Origin of the sequence: Insulibacter thermoxylanivorax (genome assembly GCF_015472005.1) — a bacterium.
Classification (GTDB): Bacteria; Bacillota; Bacilli; order Paenibacillales; family DA-C8; genus Insulibacter; species Insulibacter thermoxylanivorax.
Window position 1 is genome coordinate 57,235 of the sequence record NZ_BMAQ01000005.1, and the last position, 19,310, is coordinate 76,544.

At 53.5% G+C, this 19,310-nt stretch carries 19 protein-coding genes and 2 tRNA genes; 16 read left to right on the top strand and 5 right to left on the bottom strand.

Translation table 11 applies throughout. From position 1 onward, the window contains the following. Positions 1 to 17: 17 nt before the first annotated feature. Entirely contained in the window at positions 18 to 290 is a 273-nt protein-coding gene (gene rpsT / locus PRECH8_RS03290; protein ID WP_200965660.1) for a 30S ribosomal protein S20, read from the bottom strand. A 274-nt stretch (positions 291 to 564) separates the two neighbouring features. Here rpsT and gpr point away from each other — a divergent pair, with 274 nt between their 5' ends. The 10 genes from gpr to dnaJ all read left to right on the top strand — a co-directional run bounded on the left by gpr (position 565) and on the right by dnaJ (position 12,190). Beyond that, positions 565 to 1,572 carry a GPR endopeptidase gene (gpr, locus tag PRECH8_RS03295; RefSeq protein WP_242457433.1) on the top strand — a complete coding sequence of 336 codons (1,008 nt, stop codon included), beginning with the start codon at positions 565 to 567 and terminating at the stop codon, positions 1,570 to 1,572. A gap of 260 nt (positions 1,573 to 1,832) precedes the next feature. Next, a complete protein-coding gene (spoIIP, locus tag PRECH8_RS03300; protein WP_200965662.1) occupies positions 1,833 to 3,062 on the top strand; it encodes a stage II sporulation protein P in 1,230 nt (409 codons plus the stop codon). Positions 3,063 to 3,086: 24 nt separating this feature from the next. After that, on the top strand, positions 3,087 to 3,434 hold the full coding sequence (locus PRECH8_RS03305; RefSeq protein WP_200965663.1) for a hypothetical protein: 348 nt from the start codon (positions 3,087 to 3,089) through the stop codon (positions 3,432 to 3,434). A gap of 87 nt (positions 3,435 to 3,521) precedes the next feature. After that, the gene (lepA, locus tag PRECH8_RS03310; RefSeq protein WP_200965664.1) at positions 3,522 to 5,336 is read left to right on the top strand and encodes a translation elongation factor 4; all 1,815 of its coding nucleotides are present in this window, start codon (positions 3,522 to 3,524) and stop codon (positions 5,334 to 5,336) included. 129 nt (positions 5,337 to 5,465) lie between these two features. Beyond that, positions 5,466 to 6,659: a radical SAM family heme chaperone HemW gene (gene hemW / locus PRECH8_RS03315; RefSeq protein WP_200965665.1), complete on the top strand. Its 1,194-nt coding sequence runs from the start codon at positions 5,466 to 5,468 to the stop codon at positions 6,657 to 6,659. A 134-nt stretch (positions 6,660 to 6,793) separates the two neighbouring features. Then, positions 6,794 to 7,252: an N-acetyltransferase gene (locus tag PRECH8_RS03320; RefSeq protein WP_200965666.1), complete on the top strand. Its 459-nt coding sequence runs from the start codon at positions 6,794 to 6,796 to the stop codon at positions 7,250 to 7,252. Positions 7,253 to 7,347: 95 nt separating this feature from the next. Next, entirely contained in the window at positions 7,348 to 8,379 is a 1,032-nt protein-coding gene (gene hrcA / locus PRECH8_RS03325; RefSeq protein WP_200965667.1) for a heat-inducible transcriptional repressor HrcA, read from the top strand. A gap of 30 nt (positions 8,380 to 8,409) precedes the next feature. Then, complete coding sequence (grpE, locus tag PRECH8_RS03330) at positions 8,410 to 9,096, top strand: nucleotide exchange factor GrpE (protein WP_200965668.1); 687 nt, start codon at positions 8,410 to 8,412, stop codon at positions 9,094 to 9,096. Positions 9,097 to 9,119: 23 nt separating this feature from the next. Then, the gene (gene dnaK / locus PRECH8_RS03335) at positions 9,120 to 10,955 is read left to right on the top strand and encodes a molecular chaperone DnaK (protein WP_200965669.1); all 1,836 of its coding nucleotides are present in this window, start codon (positions 9,120 to 9,122) and stop codon (positions 10,953 to 10,955) included. A gap of 104 nt (positions 10,956 to 11,059) precedes the next feature. Next, the gene (gene dnaJ / locus PRECH8_RS03340) at positions 11,060 to 12,190 is read left to right on the top strand and encodes a molecular chaperone DnaJ (protein WP_276569086.1); all 1,131 of its coding nucleotides are present in this window, start codon (positions 11,060 to 11,062) and stop codon (positions 12,188 to 12,190) included. Between the two features lie 86 nt (positions 12,191 to 12,276). On the opposite strand, the gene PRECH8_RS03345 is transcribed toward dnaJ, so the two are convergent. The 4 genes from PRECH8_RS03345 to PRECH8_RS03360 form a co-directional block, all read right to left on the bottom strand. Further along, positions 12,277 to 13,824: an ATP-binding protein gene (locus PRECH8_RS03345; RefSeq protein WP_242457417.1), complete on the bottom strand. Its 1,548-nt coding sequence runs from the start codon at positions 13,822 to 13,824 to the stop codon at positions 12,277 to 12,279. Continuing rightward, positions 13,802 to 14,179, bottom strand: a complete 378-nt coding sequence (locus tag PRECH8_RS03350) for an ATP-binding protein (protein WP_242457418.1) — start codon at positions 14,177 to 14,179, stop codon at positions 13,802 to 13,804. Before PRECH8_RS03350 ends, PRECH8_RS03345 begins: the two co-directional genes overlap by 23 nt. Before the next feature lie 213 nt (positions 14,180 to 14,392). Beyond that, positions 14,393 to 14,463, bottom strand: a tRNA-Gly gene (locus tag PRECH8_RS03355). Between the two features lie 18 nt (positions 14,464 to 14,481). Continuing rightward, a tRNA-Pro gene (locus PRECH8_RS03360) sits at positions 14,482 to 14,558 on the bottom strand. 232 nt (positions 14,559 to 14,790) lie between these two features. Between PRECH8_RS03360 and PRECH8_RS03365 the strand changes: the two genes are divergently transcribed. The 6 genes from PRECH8_RS03365 (at position 14,791) to PRECH8_RS03390 (ending at position 19,276) form a co-directional block, all read left to right on the top strand. Further along, positions 14,791 to 16,257: an FMN-binding glutamate synthase family protein gene (locus tag PRECH8_RS03365; RefSeq protein ID WP_200965673.1), complete on the top strand. Its 1,467-nt coding sequence runs from the start codon at positions 14,791 to 14,793 to the stop codon at positions 16,255 to 16,257. Between the two features lie 105 nt (positions 16,258 to 16,362). Next, entirely contained in the window at positions 16,363 to 16,512 is a 150-nt protein-coding gene (locus PRECH8_RS03370) for a YfhD family protein (protein ID WP_200965674.1), read from the top strand. Between the two features lie 106 nt (positions 16,513 to 16,618). After that, on the top strand, positions 16,619 to 16,990 hold the full coding sequence (locus PRECH8_RS03375) for a hypothetical protein (RefSeq protein ID WP_200965675.1): 372 nt from the start codon (positions 16,619 to 16,621) through the stop codon (positions 16,988 to 16,990). Then, on the top strand, positions 16,990 to 17,346 hold the full coding sequence (locus PRECH8_RS03380; protein WP_200965676.1) for a hypothetical protein: 357 nt from the start codon (positions 16,990 to 16,992) through the stop codon (positions 17,344 to 17,346). Before PRECH8_RS03375 ends, PRECH8_RS03380 begins: the two co-directional genes overlap by 1 nt. A gap of 173 nt (positions 17,347 to 17,519) precedes the next feature. Continuing rightward, positions 17,520 to 18,485: a 50S ribosomal protein L11 methyltransferase gene (prmA, locus tag PRECH8_RS03385; protein WP_200965677.1), complete on the top strand. Its 966-nt coding sequence runs from the start codon at positions 17,520 to 17,522 to the stop codon at positions 18,483 to 18,485. Positions 18,486 to 18,601: 116 nt separating this feature from the next. Continuing rightward, the gene (locus PRECH8_RS03390) at positions 18,602 to 19,276 is read left to right on the top strand and encodes a site-2 protease family protein (protein ID WP_200965678.1); all 675 of its coding nucleotides are present in this window, start codon (positions 18,602 to 18,604) and stop codon (positions 19,274 to 19,276) included. Positions 19,277 to 19,310: the final 34 nt, after the last annotated feature.

Genomic DNA, 19,310 nt, shown 5'->3' on the forward strand with positions numbered 1-19,310 from the left:
TCTTGTGAACAGGCGAATTAAGCTTGCGCGGCCAGCGCGTTGACTTTCTTCGCAAGTCTCGATTTCTTGTTCGCTGCTGCGTTTTTATGAATCAAGCCCTTGGATGCGGCTTTGTCTAATTTCTTAGTAGCGATGATCAGAGCGGCTTGAGCCTTCTCCAGTTCATTGTTAGCAACAGCCGTCTCAACAGCTTTAATAGCAGTACGAAGTGCAGACTTCTGCGAAGCGTTGTGCGCACGGCGCTTCTCATTTTGTCTTGCGCGTTTGATTGCGGATTTGATGTTTGGCATGCTGATTCACCTCCAACCTTGCATCAACGATATCGTCTCTTCTCACAACTTTAAGTATTCTAACACGCTCATATTCAAAAAGCAACAGTTTCTAGCACCACGCAACATCCAGCGGAGCTTGTGATGCCGCAGCAATCCTAGTATAATCCTGATTTCATTGTCGCACAATAGAGGGTATCCATATCGCTATCGCTGTCGAAGGAGGAGACCCATGTTACGCCCAAGAAACCATACACCGTTCAAAAAGCCGTTGAAGGAGTTGACGGAAGCGGATCTGGACAGGGAGTTGAACCGGCAGTCCGCACATCTTGATCTGGCTCTTGAAGCTAAGGAAGCAGCAAGTGAAGTGCAAGGCCGGGTTGACGAACTGCCTGGTGTACATACGGAGATCCTGGAAGAGCAAGGGATTAAGATCACGCGGATCGAGGTGCAGAATGAAGAAGGAGCGAGGCTGATCGGCAAAGTTCCGGGGCATTACATCACATTGGAAGTGCCTGGCTTAAGACACAAGGACTCGAAGCTGCAGGACCGCGTAGCGACGAAATTCGCACAGGAGTTCGAGCGGTTCCTCAAACATCTCAATATCTCGCCGGATGCGAAGGTGCTTTTGATCGGTCTGGGCAATTGGAACGTGACGCCCGATGCGCTCGGGCCCTTGGTCGTTGAGAATATCATGGTCACGCGCCATTACTTCGAGCTGATGCCTGACCAGGTGCATCCAGGTTATCGGCAAGTCAGCGCGTTGGCGCCGGGGGTGCTGGGAACGACGGGAATCGAGACGAGCGATATCGTCTATGCCCTTGTCGAGAAGGTTCAGCCGGATCTTGTGATCGCCATCGATTCTTTGGCATCCAAGGCATTGGAACGCGTGAATACGACGATCCAGATCGCGAATACGGGCATCCATCCCGGTTCGGGGATCGGCAACAAGCGCAAAGGTCTGACGAAGCAGGAACTGGGTGTAGATGTGATCGCCATCGGCGTGCCCACTGTGGTGTATGCCTCTACGATCGTGACGAACACCATGGAGATGCTCATCCGCCATTTCAAGAAGCGGACGAATCACACGCAGCAGATCTTCGGACTCATGGATCAGCTGAGCGAGACAGAGCGATTGGAACTCATCAAGGAGGTGCTGAATCCGATCGGCCACGACCTCTTGGTCACGCCGAAGGAAATCGACGAGTTTATCGAAGATATCGCGAACATCATCGCCAGCGGCTTGAACGCTGCGCTCCATGAAGCGGTGGATACGTCGAATGTAGCGGCCTATACCCACTAGCAGGATCAGTGTTTGCGGCACGGAGGACGCTGAGTCTCATCTATCGCCGCAGGAATCGAGCCCGACAATAACTGCGCTAGCCGCATTTATTTTATTTAGGAATATTTCGAGCGATCGGTTCTATACTTCTTCCTCCTTTCATAGATTAGTTACTAGATTACGAGTCTATGAGAGGTTAGGAGGAGGCGCAGGAGATGTTGCCAAGATCGAGTTCCAGTAGGAGAAAATCGAGGTTTCATAGGTTCCAAGGCAATAGATATATGGATTATGGCAAGTTCTTCGCCATGCTCGCTGCAGGAACTTTCCTATTGGTGGTATTCTGCGGTTTGGCTGTAAGGCTGCAGGTGCTTCTTCAGCCTTCCCCGCTTCCATCGATGAAGGGAATAGCCGGCACGCTTCCCGACGAGGTCTTCATCGACCTCCTGGGTATGGAGATGGCGAATCTGCAAGGGGATGAAGATCGCGTGCGGCCGACTTCCCGCGATCTGGGGCCGATCATCTTCCAGATGTTGACCGGTGTGAATCTGCAGGATCCGCGTACAGTGCTGGCTGGTGAGATCAGCGGGTTAGGCATGGACAAGGCGGTGCTCTTCCGCCGAGGCAAAGCGACGGATGCCGCTGTCTATCCGGTGGATCACGTCCCTCCTCCGGAAGTACTGAAGCCGGTTCCCGGCTGGGAACCCCTTCGGGAGGATGCGACTTCTGATGCAGACGGAAGCCCGGAAGCGGCAGCGGATGGGGAGGCGCAGAGCCCGCTGGACCTGCCCGCCGCAGAAGCGGATGCCCGCAAACGGATAAAGGTGTTTATCTATCACTCTCACAATCGGGAATCCTGGGTTCCCGAACTAGAGGGTGTTACGAAGCTGAATGATGCTTATGACGCCAATATCAATATCACGCTGCTGGGCAAGCGGCTGGCCGAGCGGTTGAAGGAGGAGGGGATTGGCACGAAGGTATCGGATAAGGATTATCCGTCGGAGGTGAAGGATTTTAACTATAATAAGTCCTACAGCTATTCTCTTAAGACCGTCCAAGAGGCGGCAGCTACCTATCCTGAGCTGACCTATTATTTCGATATCCACCGGGATTCGCAGCGGCGGGATCTGACGACGGCCGAGATCGACGGCATCGCTTATGCACAGGTCTACTTCGTCATCGGCCATAAGAACCCGAATTGGAAGCAGAACGAGGCTTTCGCGAGACAGATCCACGATCGTCTGGAGGAGAAGTACCCGGGGTTATCCCGCGGCATCTATGGGAAGACTGCGCAGACAGGCAACGGTGAGTACAATCAGCATATCTCGCCTAATGCGATCTTGATCGAGGTCGGCGGACCTGAGAATACACTGGAAGAATCCTATCGCACCATCGACGTATTGGCTGAAGTGATCTCCGATGTGATCTGGGATGCTGAGAAGGTGGATGCGCCGATGCCGGCGGGAGATGTCGTCCGAGCATCCGCTGATCAGGTCCATAAGTACGAGGGGTAAGGGAAGTGACTTGGGATGAGAACCATGGCAAGATTTTTGACAAGATTAGGGATCCTCGCTCTGCTCGTCTGCTGCGGCATCTTCTATGGCGTGGATCTGGCTACCAACGGCATCGAGGACATCTACGGCAAACCGGGAATGCCGGCGGAAGACGGGGTGCCTGCGTCCAGTTATGAAGGAACTGCAGTCCAGGCAGACCCCGTCTGGTCAGCTGATCAAGAGGAGCGCGATCCATGGCAGGCACTTGAACAACCTGTGCAGGATACCGCCCTGGTGAATGTGATCGCCGATGCGACGGGGACCGTTCTGCAGCGCACAGCACGGGGCGGGATCGAGCTGATCGTTTCCCTGTTCGACGGGATTCTGCATTAGACTCAGACAGCGCGGTCTCACGGGCTGCATCTTTCAAACCCGCCACAGAACTGTTATAATTGATAACAAATCTGTGGGAGGTCAAGCATGACAGACATTCGCAAAAGACAAAGCAAAATCAGAAACTTCTCCATCATCGCACATATCGACCACGGGAAATCCACCCTTGCCGATCGAATCCTGGAATACACCGGTGCGTTGACCTCGCGTGAGATGCAGCAGCAGGTACTCGATCAGATGGACCTGGAACGTGAACGCGGCATCACGATCAAGCTGACAGCGGTTCGTTTGACATACAAGGCCGATGACGGCGAAGAATATATCCTGAACCTAATCGACACTCCCGGACACGTCGACTTCACCTATGAGGTTTCGCGCAGCCTCGCGGCGTGTGAAGGAGCGCTGCTTGTCGTGGATGCGGCGCAGGGCATCGAAGCGCAGACGCTGGCGAACGTGTATCTCGCTCTGGACAACGATCTCGAGATCTTGCCGGTCATCAACAAGATCGATCTGCCAAGTGCAGAACCGGATCGGGTGAAGCAGGAGATCGAAGAGATCATCGGACTCGATGCCAGCGATGCGGTGCTCGCATCGGCCAAGACCGGGATCGGGATCAAGGAGATCCTGGAGCAGATCGTGCATAAGATCCCGGCGCCTTCCGGTGATCCAGATAAGCCGCTGAAGGCATTGATCTTCGATTCCCACTATGATTCGTACAAGGGCGTGGTGATCTATGTCCGCGTCGAAGACGGCGAGATCCGTCCGGGAACGGAGATCAAGATGATGGCTTCCGGCAAGAGTTATGAGGTCATCGAGGTCGGCGTGTTCAAGCCGAACATGACGCCCGTTGATGCGCTGAATGTGGGCGATGTCGGCTACGTAGTAGCAGGCATTAAGAACGTCAAGGACACGCGCGTCGGGGATACGGTCACCGATGCGAAGAATCCGACGCCTGAGCCCTTCCCAGGGTATCGCAAGATCAATCCGATGGTGTTCTGCGGTCTCTATCCGATTGATTCTTCGGATTATGAGGACCTGCGGGAAGCCCTGGAGAAGCTGTCGCTGAATGACGCTTCGCTCAGCTACGAACCGGAGACATCCTCGGCTCTCGGATTCGGTTTCCGCTGCGGCTTCTTGGGACTCCTGCACATGGAGATCATTCAGGAACGGATCGAGCGGGAGTTCAACATCCCGATCCTGACGACGGCGCCGAGCGTCGTCTTCCGCGTAACTCTGACCAACGGTGAAGTTCTTCATATCGAGAACCCCTCCCATTATCCGGAGCAGGGCAAGATTGACTACGTCGAAGAGCCCTATGTCAGTGCCTCGATCATCGTGCCTAACGATTATGTAGGTGCGGTTATGGAGCTGTGTCAGAGCAAGCGCGGGGAATTCATCAATATGGAATATATCGATACGACCCGTGTCACGCTGACTTATGATATTCCTCTGTCGGAGATCGTCTATGATTTCTTCGACCAGCTGAAATCCAGCACGCGGGGCTATGCATCCTTCGATTATGAGTTCAAAGGATATAAACGGTCGAACCTTGTGAAGATGGATATCCTCTTGAACGGAGAACAGGTGGATGCTCTGTCCTTCATCGTTCATAGGGACAAGGCGTATCATCGAGGCAAGGCGATCTGTGAGAAATTGAAGGAACTGATTCCGCGGCAGATGTTCGAGGTTCCGATCCAGGCGGCCATCGGGAATAAGATCATCTCCCGCGAGACGGTCAAAGCGATGCGCAAGAACGTGCTGTCCAAGTGTTACGGCGGGGACATCAGCCGGAAGCGCAAGTTGTTGGAGAAGCAGAAGGAAGGTAAGAAGCGCATGAAGCAGGTCGGCAGCGTAGAAGTTCCACAGGAAGCATTTATGGCTGTCCTCCGGCTTGACGACTGACCATCTGATGCAAGATGAGGTTATGGCGCGTATCCAGGGGAAAGTGCACCTGCCGCTGGTTGTAAGAAGCGGAGGACAAGCTTTCCCCTGATTTGTTACGAAGATCATTCCAGAGAGGCAGGGACTGCGATGTCCAAGATTCATACAGCCAGTCCGAAGGCTGTCTACATTCATATCCCGTTCTGTACGAACAAATGCCATTACTGCGATTTTAATTCCGTGGTGCTGAAGGACCAGCCTGTGATGGATTATCTGCGGGCTTTAGAACAAGAGATGGAGAGGACGACGGCGCTGACGCCGCCGGAGATGATAGAGACCATCTTCGTAGGGGGCGGTACGCCGACGGTGTTGACGCCGGAGCAGATGAGCGTATTCCTGTCTTCGGTGCAGAAGTTCTTCCCCCGGCAATCGCCGCAGATCGAATACTCGATGGAAGCGAATCCGGGAACCGTCGATGGGGAGAAGCTGGCGGTGATGCTGGAAGGCGGCGTGAACCGGATCAGCTTCGGCGTCCAGTCCTTCGACAATCAGCTGCTCTATGCGATCGGCCGGATCCATGATACGGATGATGTATACCGCAGCATCGAAGCAGCCAGGAAGACGGGGTTTACGAACCTCTCGATCGACCTGATGTTCGGTCTGCCGAATCAGACCTTGGAGCAGTTGGATCGCAGTGTGACGCTGGCGCTGGAACTCGATCTGCCCCATTATTCGATCTACAGCTTAAAAGTAGAAGAGAACACTTTGTTCTACAAGCTGTATCAGCGCGATGAGCTGCCGCTTCCTGATGAGGATACCGAATATGAGATGTATCTCTTGATCATGGACCGTTTCCGTGAAGCGGGATATGTGCAATATGAGATCAGCAACTTTGCCAAACCGGGCTTCGAAAGCCGGCATAATATCACCTATTGGCGCAATGATCCATATTATGGAATCGGTGCTGGTGCCCACGGTTATGTTCATAGGAAGCGCCATGTGAATATCAAAGGGGTGCAGCCCTATATCCGGGCTTGCGCTGAAGGATTGCCGCGGATGGAACAGTATGAAGTGAGCGAGCAGGAAGCGATGGAGGACTTCATGATGGTTGGCCTGCGCATGTTGGACGGAGTTCGCTCAGAAGACTTTCGCAGCCAATTCAGCTGTGACATCGAGGAGGTATTCGGCCCGGTCATCGATCGCTTATGCCGTTTAGGGCTGCTCGAACGTACAGAGGAAGGTTATCGGCTCACCAGGCAGGGACTGCTCTACGGCAACGATGTCTTCGGTGCGTTTATCGGTTCCGCACAACCCGCCGTGTTGCAAGGAAATTTCACCAAATAACAATTGCATGTTTATACCCGATCATGTATATTTATCCCTATACCTGCATAGCAGATGAAGTCTGTTAAGTCTTAAGCGCTGTTGAACCGACCCCAGGGAGCAGCGCGGGACTTCGAGGGATAGGTGATAGGAAGATGGCGGTTGTGCGCAAAGCAAGAATTGATGATGTAGAGCAAATCTATAAATTGATCGATCACTACGCGCAGCAAGGGATCATGCTGCCGCGCTCGCGGGAACTGTTGAGCCGCATCATTGATACCTTCGTCGTGGCAGAGGAAGACGGCGTGATCGTCGGCGTCGGATCGCTTTGCAAGTTAGGCGATGATCTCGTTGAGATTCGTTCGCTGGGCATCGCAGAAGGATATAAGGGAAGAGGCATTGGCACGAAGTTGGTTGAGACCCTGCTTGAAGAAGCGCGCCGGCTTAAGATTCGCCAGGTGATGGCCCTAACCTATGAGGTTCCTTTTTTCGAGAGCAATGGATTTCGCGTAGTAGACAAAGGGATCTTCCCGGAAAAGGTATGGACGGATTGCATCTACTGCAAGAAAAGGCATGCCTGCGACGAGATCGCGGTGCTCCGGCGGCTGGATTGACATGACTTGACAATGGTAAGCGCGGTTTGGTATTTTACTAATAGGTTTTTAGCACTCTTAAGAGTCGAGTGCTAACGGAAGGAGGCTGACAACGCATGCTGTCAGAACGACAACGTCTGATCTTGAATGCGATCGTTGATGATTATATTCGTTCAGCAGAGCCCGTCGGTTCCCGCAGCATCTCCAAAAGAGGGGATGTAGGCTACAGCCCGGCGACGATTCGCAACGAGATGTCCGACTTGGAAGAGCTCGGGTATCTGGAACAGCCTCATACATCTGCAGGTCGTATCCCTTCGCACAAAGGGTATCGATACTATGTCGATCATCTCATCCATCTGAAGGAGCTTCCGAAGCATGAGATCGATCGTCTGAAGAGATTCTTCGCTGAGCGCATGCAGCAGCAAGAAGCGGTGATCCGGCAAGTGGCGATGATTCTGGCCGAGATGACGAACTATACTTCGCTCGTGCTGGAGCCGGAGTTGTATCATACATCTCTGAAACATATGCAGATCGTACCGCTTAATGAGAGACAGGCCGTGATGATTATCGTGACGAATACGGGGCATGTGGAGGATAAGCTGATCTCTTTGCCGCAGGATGTCCCTGTTTCGGAAATCGAGAAATTGGTGAATATATTAAATGCGAAACTTTCGGGTGTCTCCATGATGCAGCTCACTTCCAAGCTGTACAATGAGCTCAGCAGCGAGATCGCGAAGCATGTGAGCAAGTACCAGGAGCTCATTCGCGTCCTCGATGATGCATTGGCTATCGAAGAAGAGGGCCGGGTGTATCTAAGCGGCACGACGAATATTATGAATCAACCGGAATTCCGTGATGTCGAGAAGGTCAAGTCCTTGTTCGCCCTGTTGGAGGAACAGGACACGCTGGCCAAGATGCTGACACCGTCGGAGTCCGGTATTCATGTTCGGATCGGCTCTGAGAACAATCTGGATGCCATCCACAATTGCAGCTTGATCACAGCGACATACTCCATCGATGGGCAGACGCTGGGTACGATAGGCATTCTTGGTCCGACACGCATGGAGTACAGCAAAGTCATCAGTTTGATGAAGTATTTCTCTGAAGAATTATCCAATCTGTTATCCAACATTCGATATCAAGGATAAGCGTTACTAATCAGGGGGTGAGAGTGGACGATGGATGCTAACAATGAATCAGTGAAACAGGAAGAGACTGTCCAAGAGACGAAGCAGGATGCTCCAGTCCAGGAACAGACAAGCGAGACAGATGTTCATGCAGCAGCTCAAGGGGCAGATGTACAAGACGAGAGCACGCCGGAAGCTGATCCAGCTGGGGGAAGCGAAGCGCAAGCTGCGGCAGATGCTGAAACAGCGGATGCGGCAGCGGAAGCAAGCAGTACTCCAGATGCTGCGCAAGCTGAGATTGAAGTATTGCAGCGCCAGCTGGAGGAGCATAAGCAGCGTTTGCTCCGCGTACAAGCGGATTACGATAATTTCCGGCGCAGGACCCGTCAGGAGAAGGAAGACCTGTATAAGTATGCTGTCTCCGATGTGATCGAGACCTTGCTGCCGGTATTGGATAACTTTGACCGAGCGCTGGCTTCTGCTCATAACGGCAATGACTACGATGCGCTCGTTAAAGGGATAGATATGATCTTCCGTCAATTCAAGCAAGTCTTGGAACAAGCGGGCTTAACGGCGATGAATGCCGTAGGCCAGCCGTTTAATCCGGAATATCATGAAGCGGTTATGACAGAAGAATCAGAGGACCATGAAGAGGGGATCGTCTTAGAAGAATTGCAGAAGGGCTACATGTTCAAGGATAAAGTTCTGCGCCCCGCCATGGTTAAAGTCAGCGGTTAAGTAAGGATAGGAGGACTTTGAAGATGAGCAAAGTTATCGGAATAGACTTGGGTACTACCAACTCTTGTGTAGCCGTCATGGAGGGCGGTGAAGCTGTCGTCATCCCGAACGCGGAAGGCAACCGAACGACGCCATCAGTTGTTGGTTTCAAGAAGGACGGCGAACGCCTCATCGGCGAGACGGCGAAGCGCCAAGCGATCACCAACCCGAATCGCACGATCATGTCGATCAAACGCCATATGGGAACAGATTACAAAGTTGAGATTGACGGCACGAATTATACGCCGCAGCAAATCTCTGCGATGATCCTGCAGAAACTTAAGGCCGATGCAGAGGCGTATCTCGGGCAGGAAGTGAAGCAAGCGGTCATCACCGTACCTGCGTACTTCAATGATTCCCAGCGCCAAGCGACTAAGGACGCAGGTAAGATCGCCGGCCTGGAGGTGCTTCGCATCGTCAACGAACCGACGGCGGCGGCGCTTGCTTATGGACTGGATAAGGATGATGATCAGACGATCCTGGTCTTCGACTTAGGGGGCGGTACCTTCGACGTATCGATCCTCGAACTGGGCGATGGGATCTTCGAAGTTAAGGCAACGAGCGGCGACAATAACCTCGGCGGCGATGACTTCGACCAGAAGATCATCGATTATCTGGTTGATGAGTTCAAGAAGGAACACGGCGTTGATCTGTCCAAGGACAATGCTGCCTTACAACGTCTGAAGGATGCGGCAGAGAAGGCGAAGAAGGAGTTGTCCAGCGTCCTGACGACAACGATCTCCCTGCCGTTCATCACCGTGGTAGACGGTGTTCCGCAGCACTTAGAGGTCAACCTGACTCGTGCTAAGTTCGAAGAGCTCACCGCTGACCTTGTAGAGCGCACGATGGGACCGACGCGTCAGGCATTGTCCGATGCAGGATTAAGCCCGTCGGATATCGATAAGGTCGTCCTGGTAGGCGGATCGACGCGGATCCCGGCTGTCCAAGAGGCGGTTAAGCGGCTTACCGGCAAGGAACCGCACAAGGGAGTGAACCCGGACGAAGTCGTAGCGCTTGGCGCGGCGATTCAAGCAGGGGTACTTACCGGTGATGTCCAAGACGTCGTTCTGCTCGACGTAACTCCGCTGTCTCTTGGAATCGAGACGGCCGGCGGCGTGTTCACGAAGATGATCGAGCGCAATACGACGATCCCGACGAGCAAGTCGCAGATCTTCACGACTTATGCAGACAACCAGACCAGCGTCGAGATCCATGTGCTGCAAGGCGAACGGGCGATGGCTGCCGATAACAAGACGCTGGGACGTTTCGTCCTCAGCGATATCCCGCCTGCACCCCGCGGCATCCCGCAGATCGAGGTTACCTTCGATATCGACGCCAACGGGATTGTCAACGTCTCGGCCGTCGATAAGGGTACGGGCAAGAGCCAGAAGATCACGATCACGGCTTCGAGCGGTCTCAGCGATGAAGAGATCGAGCGTATGATGAAGGAAGCGGAGGCTTACGCGGAAGAAGACCGCAAACGCAAAGAACTTGCCGAAGCGAAGAACGAAGCGGATCAGCTCGTATATACTGTAGAGAAAACCCTCAAAGACCTCGGCGACAAAGTCGATCAATCGGAAATCGACAAGGCGAATGAGGCGAAGGAAGCGGTTAAGAAAGCTCTCGAAACCAATGATATCGAACAGATCAAGCAGGCGAAGGATCGCTTGAGCGAAGTGGTTCAACAATTGTCCGTGAAGTTGTATCAGCAGGCTTCCGACCAGGCGCAGCAAGAGCCGCAGGCAGGTGCTGAGAGCGGCAAGAAGGATAATGTCGTAGATGCTGATTATGAAGTTGTGGATGATGATAAGAAAGAATAATCTTATCACCATGAACTGCAATCAAAGTCAAAGCGGGCTGTGAGAGCTGCTTTGACTTTGATTGCGTAGGAACCTAATAAGCGATGCATGCTGGTTGTGCATCGATGGGAGTGGAACGAGTGAGCAAGCGTGATTATTATGAAGTGCTTGGCGTAGATAGGAACGCCACCCCCGAAGAGATCAAGAAGGCTTACCGCAGACTGGCTCGCAAGTACCATCCGGACGTGAACAAAGAGCCGGATGCGGAGGAGAAGTTCAAAGAAGTGAAGGAAGCCTATGAGGTCTTAAGCGACGACAACAAACGCGCCCACTACGACCGTTTCGGTCACGTCGACCCGAACCAAGGTTTCGGCGGCGGCGCCGGCGGATTCGAGGATTTCGGCGGTTTCGGCGATATATTCGATATGTTCTTCGGCGGCGGTGCGCGGAGGAATCCGAACGCGCCGCAGCGCGGAGCTGATCTGCAGTACACGATGACGATCGAGTTCAAGGAAGCGGTGTTCGGCAAGGAGACCGACATTGAGATTCCGCGAACGGAAGATTGCGATACTTGCCGAGGCAGCGGTGCGAAACCGGGCACGCATCCGGAGACTTGTTCTACCTGCCGCGGTACAGGCCAGCAGGAACTCATCCAGAACACGGCATTTGGCCGCATCGTCAATCGCAGAACTTGTCCGACCTGCGGCGGGGCGGGCAGGATCATCCGCGAGAAGTGCGGTTCGTGCCATGGTACGGGCAAAGTGAAGAAACGCCGCAAGATTCATATCAAGATTCCTGCAGGCGTTGATGATGGTTCCCAGCTCCGTGTATCGGGAGAAGGGGAGCGAGGCATCCGCGGCGGTCCTCCGGGGGACCTCTACGTCGTCTTACGCGTGAAGGATCATGAATTCTTCGAGCGCGACGGCGACGATATCTACTGCGAAGTACCGATCACCTTCGCTCAGGCTGCCCTTGGCGATGAGATTGAAGTGCCGACGTTAACGGGCAAAGTCAAGCTCAAGATTCCGCCCGGAACGCAGACGCATACGTATTTCCGCTTGAAGGGCCACGGCGTGCCCCGCCTGAGAGGCATCGGTCAAGGTGACCAGCATGTGAAGGTGGTCGTGGTTACGCCGACGAATCTGAACGAGGAGCAGAAGGAATTGCTCCGGGAGTTCGCCAAACTAAGCGGCGACGATACCCATGGGCACCAAGAGACGTTGTTTGAACGGATGAAAAAAGCTTTTCTGGGTTAATCATGCAAGATGCAAAATAAGGTACAGAATTGCGAGGTGGATCCCACCCCCCGTAATTCTGTACCTTTTTGCGCATGAAATATAGGTTATGTATTGGTGATCTGCAGACCTAACTCCTCCAAGGCCTGCTGCAGCGTTCCCTTCGTCTCGATGCGATCGTTCAGGGAGATGCCCAAGTTCACCATCGTGTTAGCGATCTCTGCGCGGATCCCGGTGATGATCGCCGTACATCCCATATAGCTGACCCCATGCAAGATCTTGAAGAGATGCTGCACGACCATCGTATCCAGGTAGACGACGCCGGACATATCGATGATCAGGGAGCGAATCTTGTGAGTCTCGATCTGGTGAAGCATCTTCTCCTGGATGGCCTTGGCGCGGTGGGTATCAATGGTGCCCAGCAGCGGCAGGATGAAAACGCTTGAAGTCAGCGGGATCAGGGGAACCGACAGATCATCGATCATCTCGCGATGGGTTTTGATCATCTCATCTTTGAAGGTGGTATAGCTGGTAAAGAAGTGGCGCAGGAAGATATCCAGAGTGATATTGATCCGATACTCCATTTTGAAGAAGTCGTCCATCTTGTAATCGCTTCCGCTTAAGCGCGTAAAATTATAGATGAAGTGCCACAATATGCGGCGGAACGCTTGGAACCATTCCAGCTTCACCTCGATGTTCAGCGTGGAATGCTGCGCCCAGAACTTTCCTTCCAGCTGGGCAAAATTAATCACTTCAGGTTCGCGGTTATCGATGACCAGAGCAGCGAGATGATGGGCATTCGCCAGCAGATCGATACCGCCGACGGTTTTGATCTCGTCCAGGATCTCTTGCAGATTGACGACTTCCTGAAGCAGGTATCGCTCAAATTCCTGTTTATTCAGATCGAAGAACCCTTGGAGATCGATATCGGATTCGTAGTGCAGATCCATTCGTTCCACTCCTTTGTCCATGGGCATCTCCATGGGGAAAATAAACTTAAACGTCGTCCCTTTGCCTTCTTCGCTTTCGATCTCGATTCTGCCGTTGTGCTGATAGATCGTTGAGAAGACGTATGCTAGACCCATGCCCGTCCCTTCGGACTTCGTCGTATAGAACGGTGTTCCCAGCAGATCAATTCTCTCCTTAGGAATGCCTACTCCCGTATCCGAGATCGTGACATAGACCAGCTCGTCCTGTATGTAATGATGAATCTTGATTGTTCCTTGGCCCTCGATAGCTTCAAAGGCGTTTTTGAGAATGTTAAAAAATGCTTTTTTGAGTTGATTCCTCTTGCCGGTGATGCTGACCTCTGCGTCTTCGAACTTCTTCTCAATCGTCACGCGGTAGATCTGATCCTGGAATAAGTTCAGCAGCGACTCCAGCTCGGCGCATAGATGGATCTTCACGGGTTGTTCTTCTTCGGAATCGGCTTTCGAGATGTTGAGCAGATTCTGCAGGGTGGTTATGGCGTTGTCCAGTTCTGCTTGCGCGATATCCAGATAGGTGTGCGGCGATTGCTTCTGCAGCAGCTGCAGGAAACCTTTAACGGCGGTAAGGGGATTGCGCACTTCATGGGCGATGCCGGCAGCGATCTGTCCGACGGAGGCCAGGCGGGATTGGTGGCTGTTATGTTCATGTGTATCTTTTGATGGCAACGACTCTCGTTCCTTTCGCAGAAGTATTGATGCTTGCCGCATCCATCAAGCGCATCGTCCCGCTGATGCCAAGGCCAAGCCCCGATGAGGAAGGCTTGCTCCCCTTTAATATTTCATCCAGATTCTCGATCCAAGGACCTTGATCCTTCACGATCAAGCAGATGCCCTGCGTGACTTTGTGACAGATCAATTGGCCCCTGCCGCCCCCATGGATCAACACATTGCGTGTGATCTCCATCAGGCTGACCAGCACGCTCTGCACGTCGATCTCTGTGAAGGGCAAGTCTCTCATGAGGTATTTGACCTTGCTGATCGCCGGGTAGTTGTCGTGCTCGCATGTGATCATTTTAGTCATCATAGCTATCACCATCATCCAATGGGTTAATAGGAGATTTAGTAGTATTATACATGAGAGGAAAAATGCTTGAAACCAATTTACATAAAAATGGCATTCCATTAAATAATCGCATCATCGCTTGCGTTCACAGGCTTCCTGTTTCTCCCTGCAAGAATACTACAAAAAGGACGCGGTATCGATTGGACCGCGTCCTTCATGTCCCTATATCAAAGCGGGTGAGGGGAATCGAACCCCCGCTTCAGGCTTGGGAAGCCGGCGTTCTACCACTGAACTACACCCGCAATGGAAGATCGTATAGGTGGTCGGGAAGACAGGATTCGAACCTGCGACCCCCACGTCCCGAACGTGGTGCTCTACCAAGCTGAGCCACTTCCCGACGAATGTCTTCTCCATAAGGGGAGAAGCGACATAATCAAATATAGCATATTTTTTAATAAAAATCATCTATTATTTTTGACGAAATCGTGAAAATCATACTTTGGTCCGGGTTGCTTACGAAATGAATGAAGCCCGGCGGCATGTGGAATGATAACATCGACCCAATGGCGTTTGTGAAGCGGCTGATCAGCCAAGAATGACATTTCATAGTGAGAAGATGGTGGTAGCCAGTGTTCAAATGGATCTCGAATATGGTGCACAAGGCAATCGATGAAGCTGTGGATAAAGGAGTCGAGAGGCTGATCCGAGACCAATACATTGAGAATGTCTTCGAACTGGTGACAGGTACGAAGAAAGTCGGTGCGATCAACCTGGTTGAAAACGTGATGCGGGCAAGCCAAGGCAAGCCTCCGGGGCGTCCGCTCGGTTCGCATCTTCACTTCTCGCCGTGGGAGAAGCTGTTGTTCAATCCGGTTCATCTGACGACCTTCCCGACGCCGGATACAGAAGCGATCAGTACTTCCGTCGTCATCGGCAGACGGGCTAAGAAGCCGCTCGAGATCTCAATTCCGATCATGATCGCAGCGATGTCTTACGGCGGGGCGCTGAGCAAACATGCAAAAATCGCTTTGGCGAGAGCAGCTTCCATGGTAGGTACAGCAACCAATACCGGTGAGGCGGGTCTGATGGAGGAGGAGCGCAAGGAAGCCAAGCTCTTGATCGGCCAATATAACCGCGGCGGCTGGTTGAATCAGCCCGAGCAGTACAAGCGTTTGGATGCGATAGAGATTCAATTGGGTCAAGGAGCGCAAGGTTCCTCGCCGCAGCGGGCGAAGGCTGAAAAGATCGGACCTGAGTATCGGGAGGTGTTCGGCTTGGAGGAAGGAGAGGATGCGGTGATCCATTCCCGGCTGCCGGGCGTGGATACGAAGGAGCAATTCATCGCATTGGTCAGACGCCTCCAGGACGAGACCGGCGTGCCGGTGGGACTCAAGATCGCAGCGACCCATCTGTTGGAGCAGGAACTCAGCATCGCGCTTGAAGCAGGAGTCGATTTTGTCACGGTGGATGGGGCCGAAGGCGGGACCCATGCGGCTGCTCCGATCCTCGAAGACGATCTAGGCCTGCCGACGATGTTCGCAGTCAGGCGAGCGGCTAGATTTCTCTCCAGCCAAGGGGCAAAGGACGTCAGCCTAATCGCAGCCGGCGGTTTGGTAACACCGGGGCATTTTCTGAAAGCGCTGGCGCTAGGCGCAGATGCCGTGTATACGGGAACAGCAGCTTTGGTTGCGATGATCGGCGATCAGATGACCGAAGCGATCCCCTTCGAACCGCCGGTTGACCTGGTGATCTATTCCTCAAAGATGACCGACGCTCTCGACATCGACCGCAGCGTAACGAATCTGACGAACTTTTTGAACGCATGTGTACATGAGATGGAACTCATCGCCTATTCCACGGGCAAAACCCATCTTTCGCAATTCACCGTGCAGGATCTATGCGCCCTTGATCCATTCTTAGCGCCCGCCCTCGATGTAGAGCTCGGGTTCATCTCCACTGCGGATCAAGCCAAGTATTACGCTGCCTTAGCCGCGGGAGCAGGAACAACACCGCGGCGGGAGCAAGGTTTGCTTGATGGAGTTAAGCCTCAGGCAGGGGAAACGCCTCAAGAACCAGCGGAACCGACTCTGCACTGAATTAAGTACAGTGCATCTCAGTTCTCGATTATCGATGCCTCTCTGACAGTTGATGGATTTGATGAAGGGCTGCAGGCGGCAGAGGGGAAAGGGAGGTGACTGACCATGCATAAGGCGAATCAGAAGCACAGACGACCGATGCCCATCGGTCGCCGTCATGATGTAGAGTATGCGGAAGAGTTGGCCGATGTGGAAGATCAACAGGCGCAAGCGACAGCCGAGGCAGCTGAGCGCAGGCAGATGGGCCGCACCTAGGGCTTGCACAGCAGTCGGACTAAGACGTATTCGGCGGAATGATCGTGCACAGCTCGCAGACATGGCGGCAAGGGCGTGCACTGCCCGCAAGACAGGAGGCTACGACATGAAGGAACGATCGATCCTGGCCTATTATCGCAGTGAAGAAGAGGCCCGGGGAGCTTTGCGTAAACTGCAGGCGCTGCGTGTGATCGATGCGAGCATCGACCGTTTCGGCGCTTATCCGGGTTCGGGTCACCAAGAGATTCTGAATCCCGTCACCGGCGAAATCGACGGACTTGGAGAACTGACGCTGTCAGGTGATTTCACCAACCGTTCAGCAGCCATCTTGGCCGCGGCTGAGCCCGATGCCAGCGGCATGGCAGATCGGGGAGATGCATTGACCGTGGGACGGGATGTGCTGCTGACGGCCGTGTTCCGAGAAGATGTCTGTGAACAAGCCATGACCATCATACGCGAGACGGGAGGGTTCGTATAATGGCTGAGATCGTGCTGAATGCCCGCTTTGACAGTCTGCAGGATGCTGAGGCAGCTGCGACGGAGATTCGCTCCTTGTTCGGCGTCGTCGTAGATATCCGCACGCTGTCGGAAAATCAAAGCTTTCGCGCCTCAGAGCCCATGAATTTCACCGTTTTCTACGGTTATCCGACCTTTAATACGAGTTCATCGACCCCCGCAGCAAGTGCTGTCCCGGCGGGCAATACCGGCACGGATTATGAGCATGAAGGCGGGAACTTCTCCCCTCGGTCCTATGTGATGGAAGCGCAATTGAAGGGGGAGGACTACAAGCGTGCGGCGGAGATTGCAGAGAAGTACGGCGCCGATCTCATCTGATAAACTTAGAAGCCTCGGATATCTTCTTAGGAGATGTCCGAGGCTTATGTTTGTCATATACCTATAAGGATACGGCAAACTGAGGCGGCGGCAAATAATTGGCAGGGGAAGGATCTTTGTAGTACAATGATGGACAGCAAACCAGGAGACAAAAAAGAAAAGAGGCAGAAATCATGAAATGGTTCGAGGTTACGATACATACAACGGAGGAAGCTGCAGAGGCGATCGCGGATTTCCTGCGCCGCCTGGGAGCCGGCGGGGTCAGCATCGAGGAATCCGGCACTTTGAATCGGCCGCGGGATACCTCCTTCGGGCAATGGTATGAGTTTCCTCTCAACGATCTGCCCGAAGGAGAAGCGGAGATGAAGGCTTACTTTCCTGAAGAAGGAACGAAGATCGAGAGCATCCTCGCAGAGGTTCGAAGCTTCATCGCTAAGCTTCCCGAGTTCGGATTAGATCCGGGCAAGGGTACGGTTTATCACAGCGAAGTGCGCGAGGAGGAATGGGCCAATTCATGGAAAGCCTACTACAAGCCCGTGCGCATCTCTGATCGTTTAACGGTAAAGCCGACTTGGGAAGCCTATGAACCCGGCGAAGGGGAGATCGTCATCGAGCTCGACCCGGGCATGGCCTTCGGAACGGGAACCCATCCGACGACTTCCCTCTGTCTTCGCACCTTAGAGCGTTATGTTGCACCAGGGGATGATGTGATCGATGTCGGCACCGGCTCCGGGATCCTCGCGATCGCAGCGGCCAAGCTGGGTGCCAGACACGTGTTAGCCCTTGATCTGGATCCGGTGGCGGTTTCCAGCACGAAGGAGAACGTCAGTTTGAACGCCCTCGAGCAAGTGACGGTGCTGGAGAGCGATCTGCTGCATGTCTTGGATACGGCGGAGCGTGAGGCATTAGGCGTGCATCTGCCCGTGCAATTGGTTGTATCCAATATCTTAGCGGAGATCATCGTGACCTTCGTGGATGATGTTCACCGTGTCCTGTGTGACGGCGGGCTGTTCATCGCTTCCGGCGTGATTACCGCCAAGGAACAGCTGGTGCAAGACAAGCTGCAGGAAGCAGGCTTTATCATCGTGGACCGACAGCAGGATGAGGACTGGGTGGCCATCGTCGCTCGCAAAGGCTGATCAGCTCGTCAGAAGCAGCAGAAGGTCCGCAGCAGGGAGTTCCGCTGAGCTCCTCATGCTGGTTCTCTGTACACTGAGCTCATGTTCATATCCTGGTGCAGGGGGGAAGTTGTCGTATGGATGTTTTGAATCAGGTGCTGGCGTTCCGGTTGGAACAATTGCCGTTTGTGCTGATCGTGATCGGCATCGCCTTTACGGTGCATGAATTCGCCCACGCCTATGCTGCGTACAAGTTCGGTGACCCGACCGCTTACAAAGAGGGGCGGGTTACCTTGAACCCGATGGCCCATCTGGACTTGTTCGGAACTCTGTTGATCCTGATCGCCGGTTTCGGCTGGGCCAAACCCGTTCCTGTCAACAGGTTTTATTTTCGTCGTCCGCGCTTGATGGGCGTGATCACGACGGCGGCAGGACCTTTAAGCAATCTATTGATCGCATTTGTCGGCTTGCTCTTGCTGATGATCTTGCAGCGATTAGGGATCAGCAGTTTGTCGCTCGGCGTACAGGAGGCGGTGTACACGTTTTTCTTCATCCTGGTGCGCCTGAACATCGTCCTGTTCGTCTTCAACCTGATCCCGCTGCCGCCGCTCGACGGCTACCGCATCATAGAGGATCTTGCGCCAAGCCGCACGCGCGCGAAGATATCCCAGTACGAACACTGGGGGATCTTCGCTTTTCTGCTGATGGTATTTATTCCGCCGATTCGCCGCTACACCCTTGAACCGATCTTCGGTTTGACAGACAAGATCTATGTCGGCCTGGTGGATCTCGTTCTTATGATCTTCGGATGATGGACCCTCGGATGGGGCGGATCCTGTACTGTGG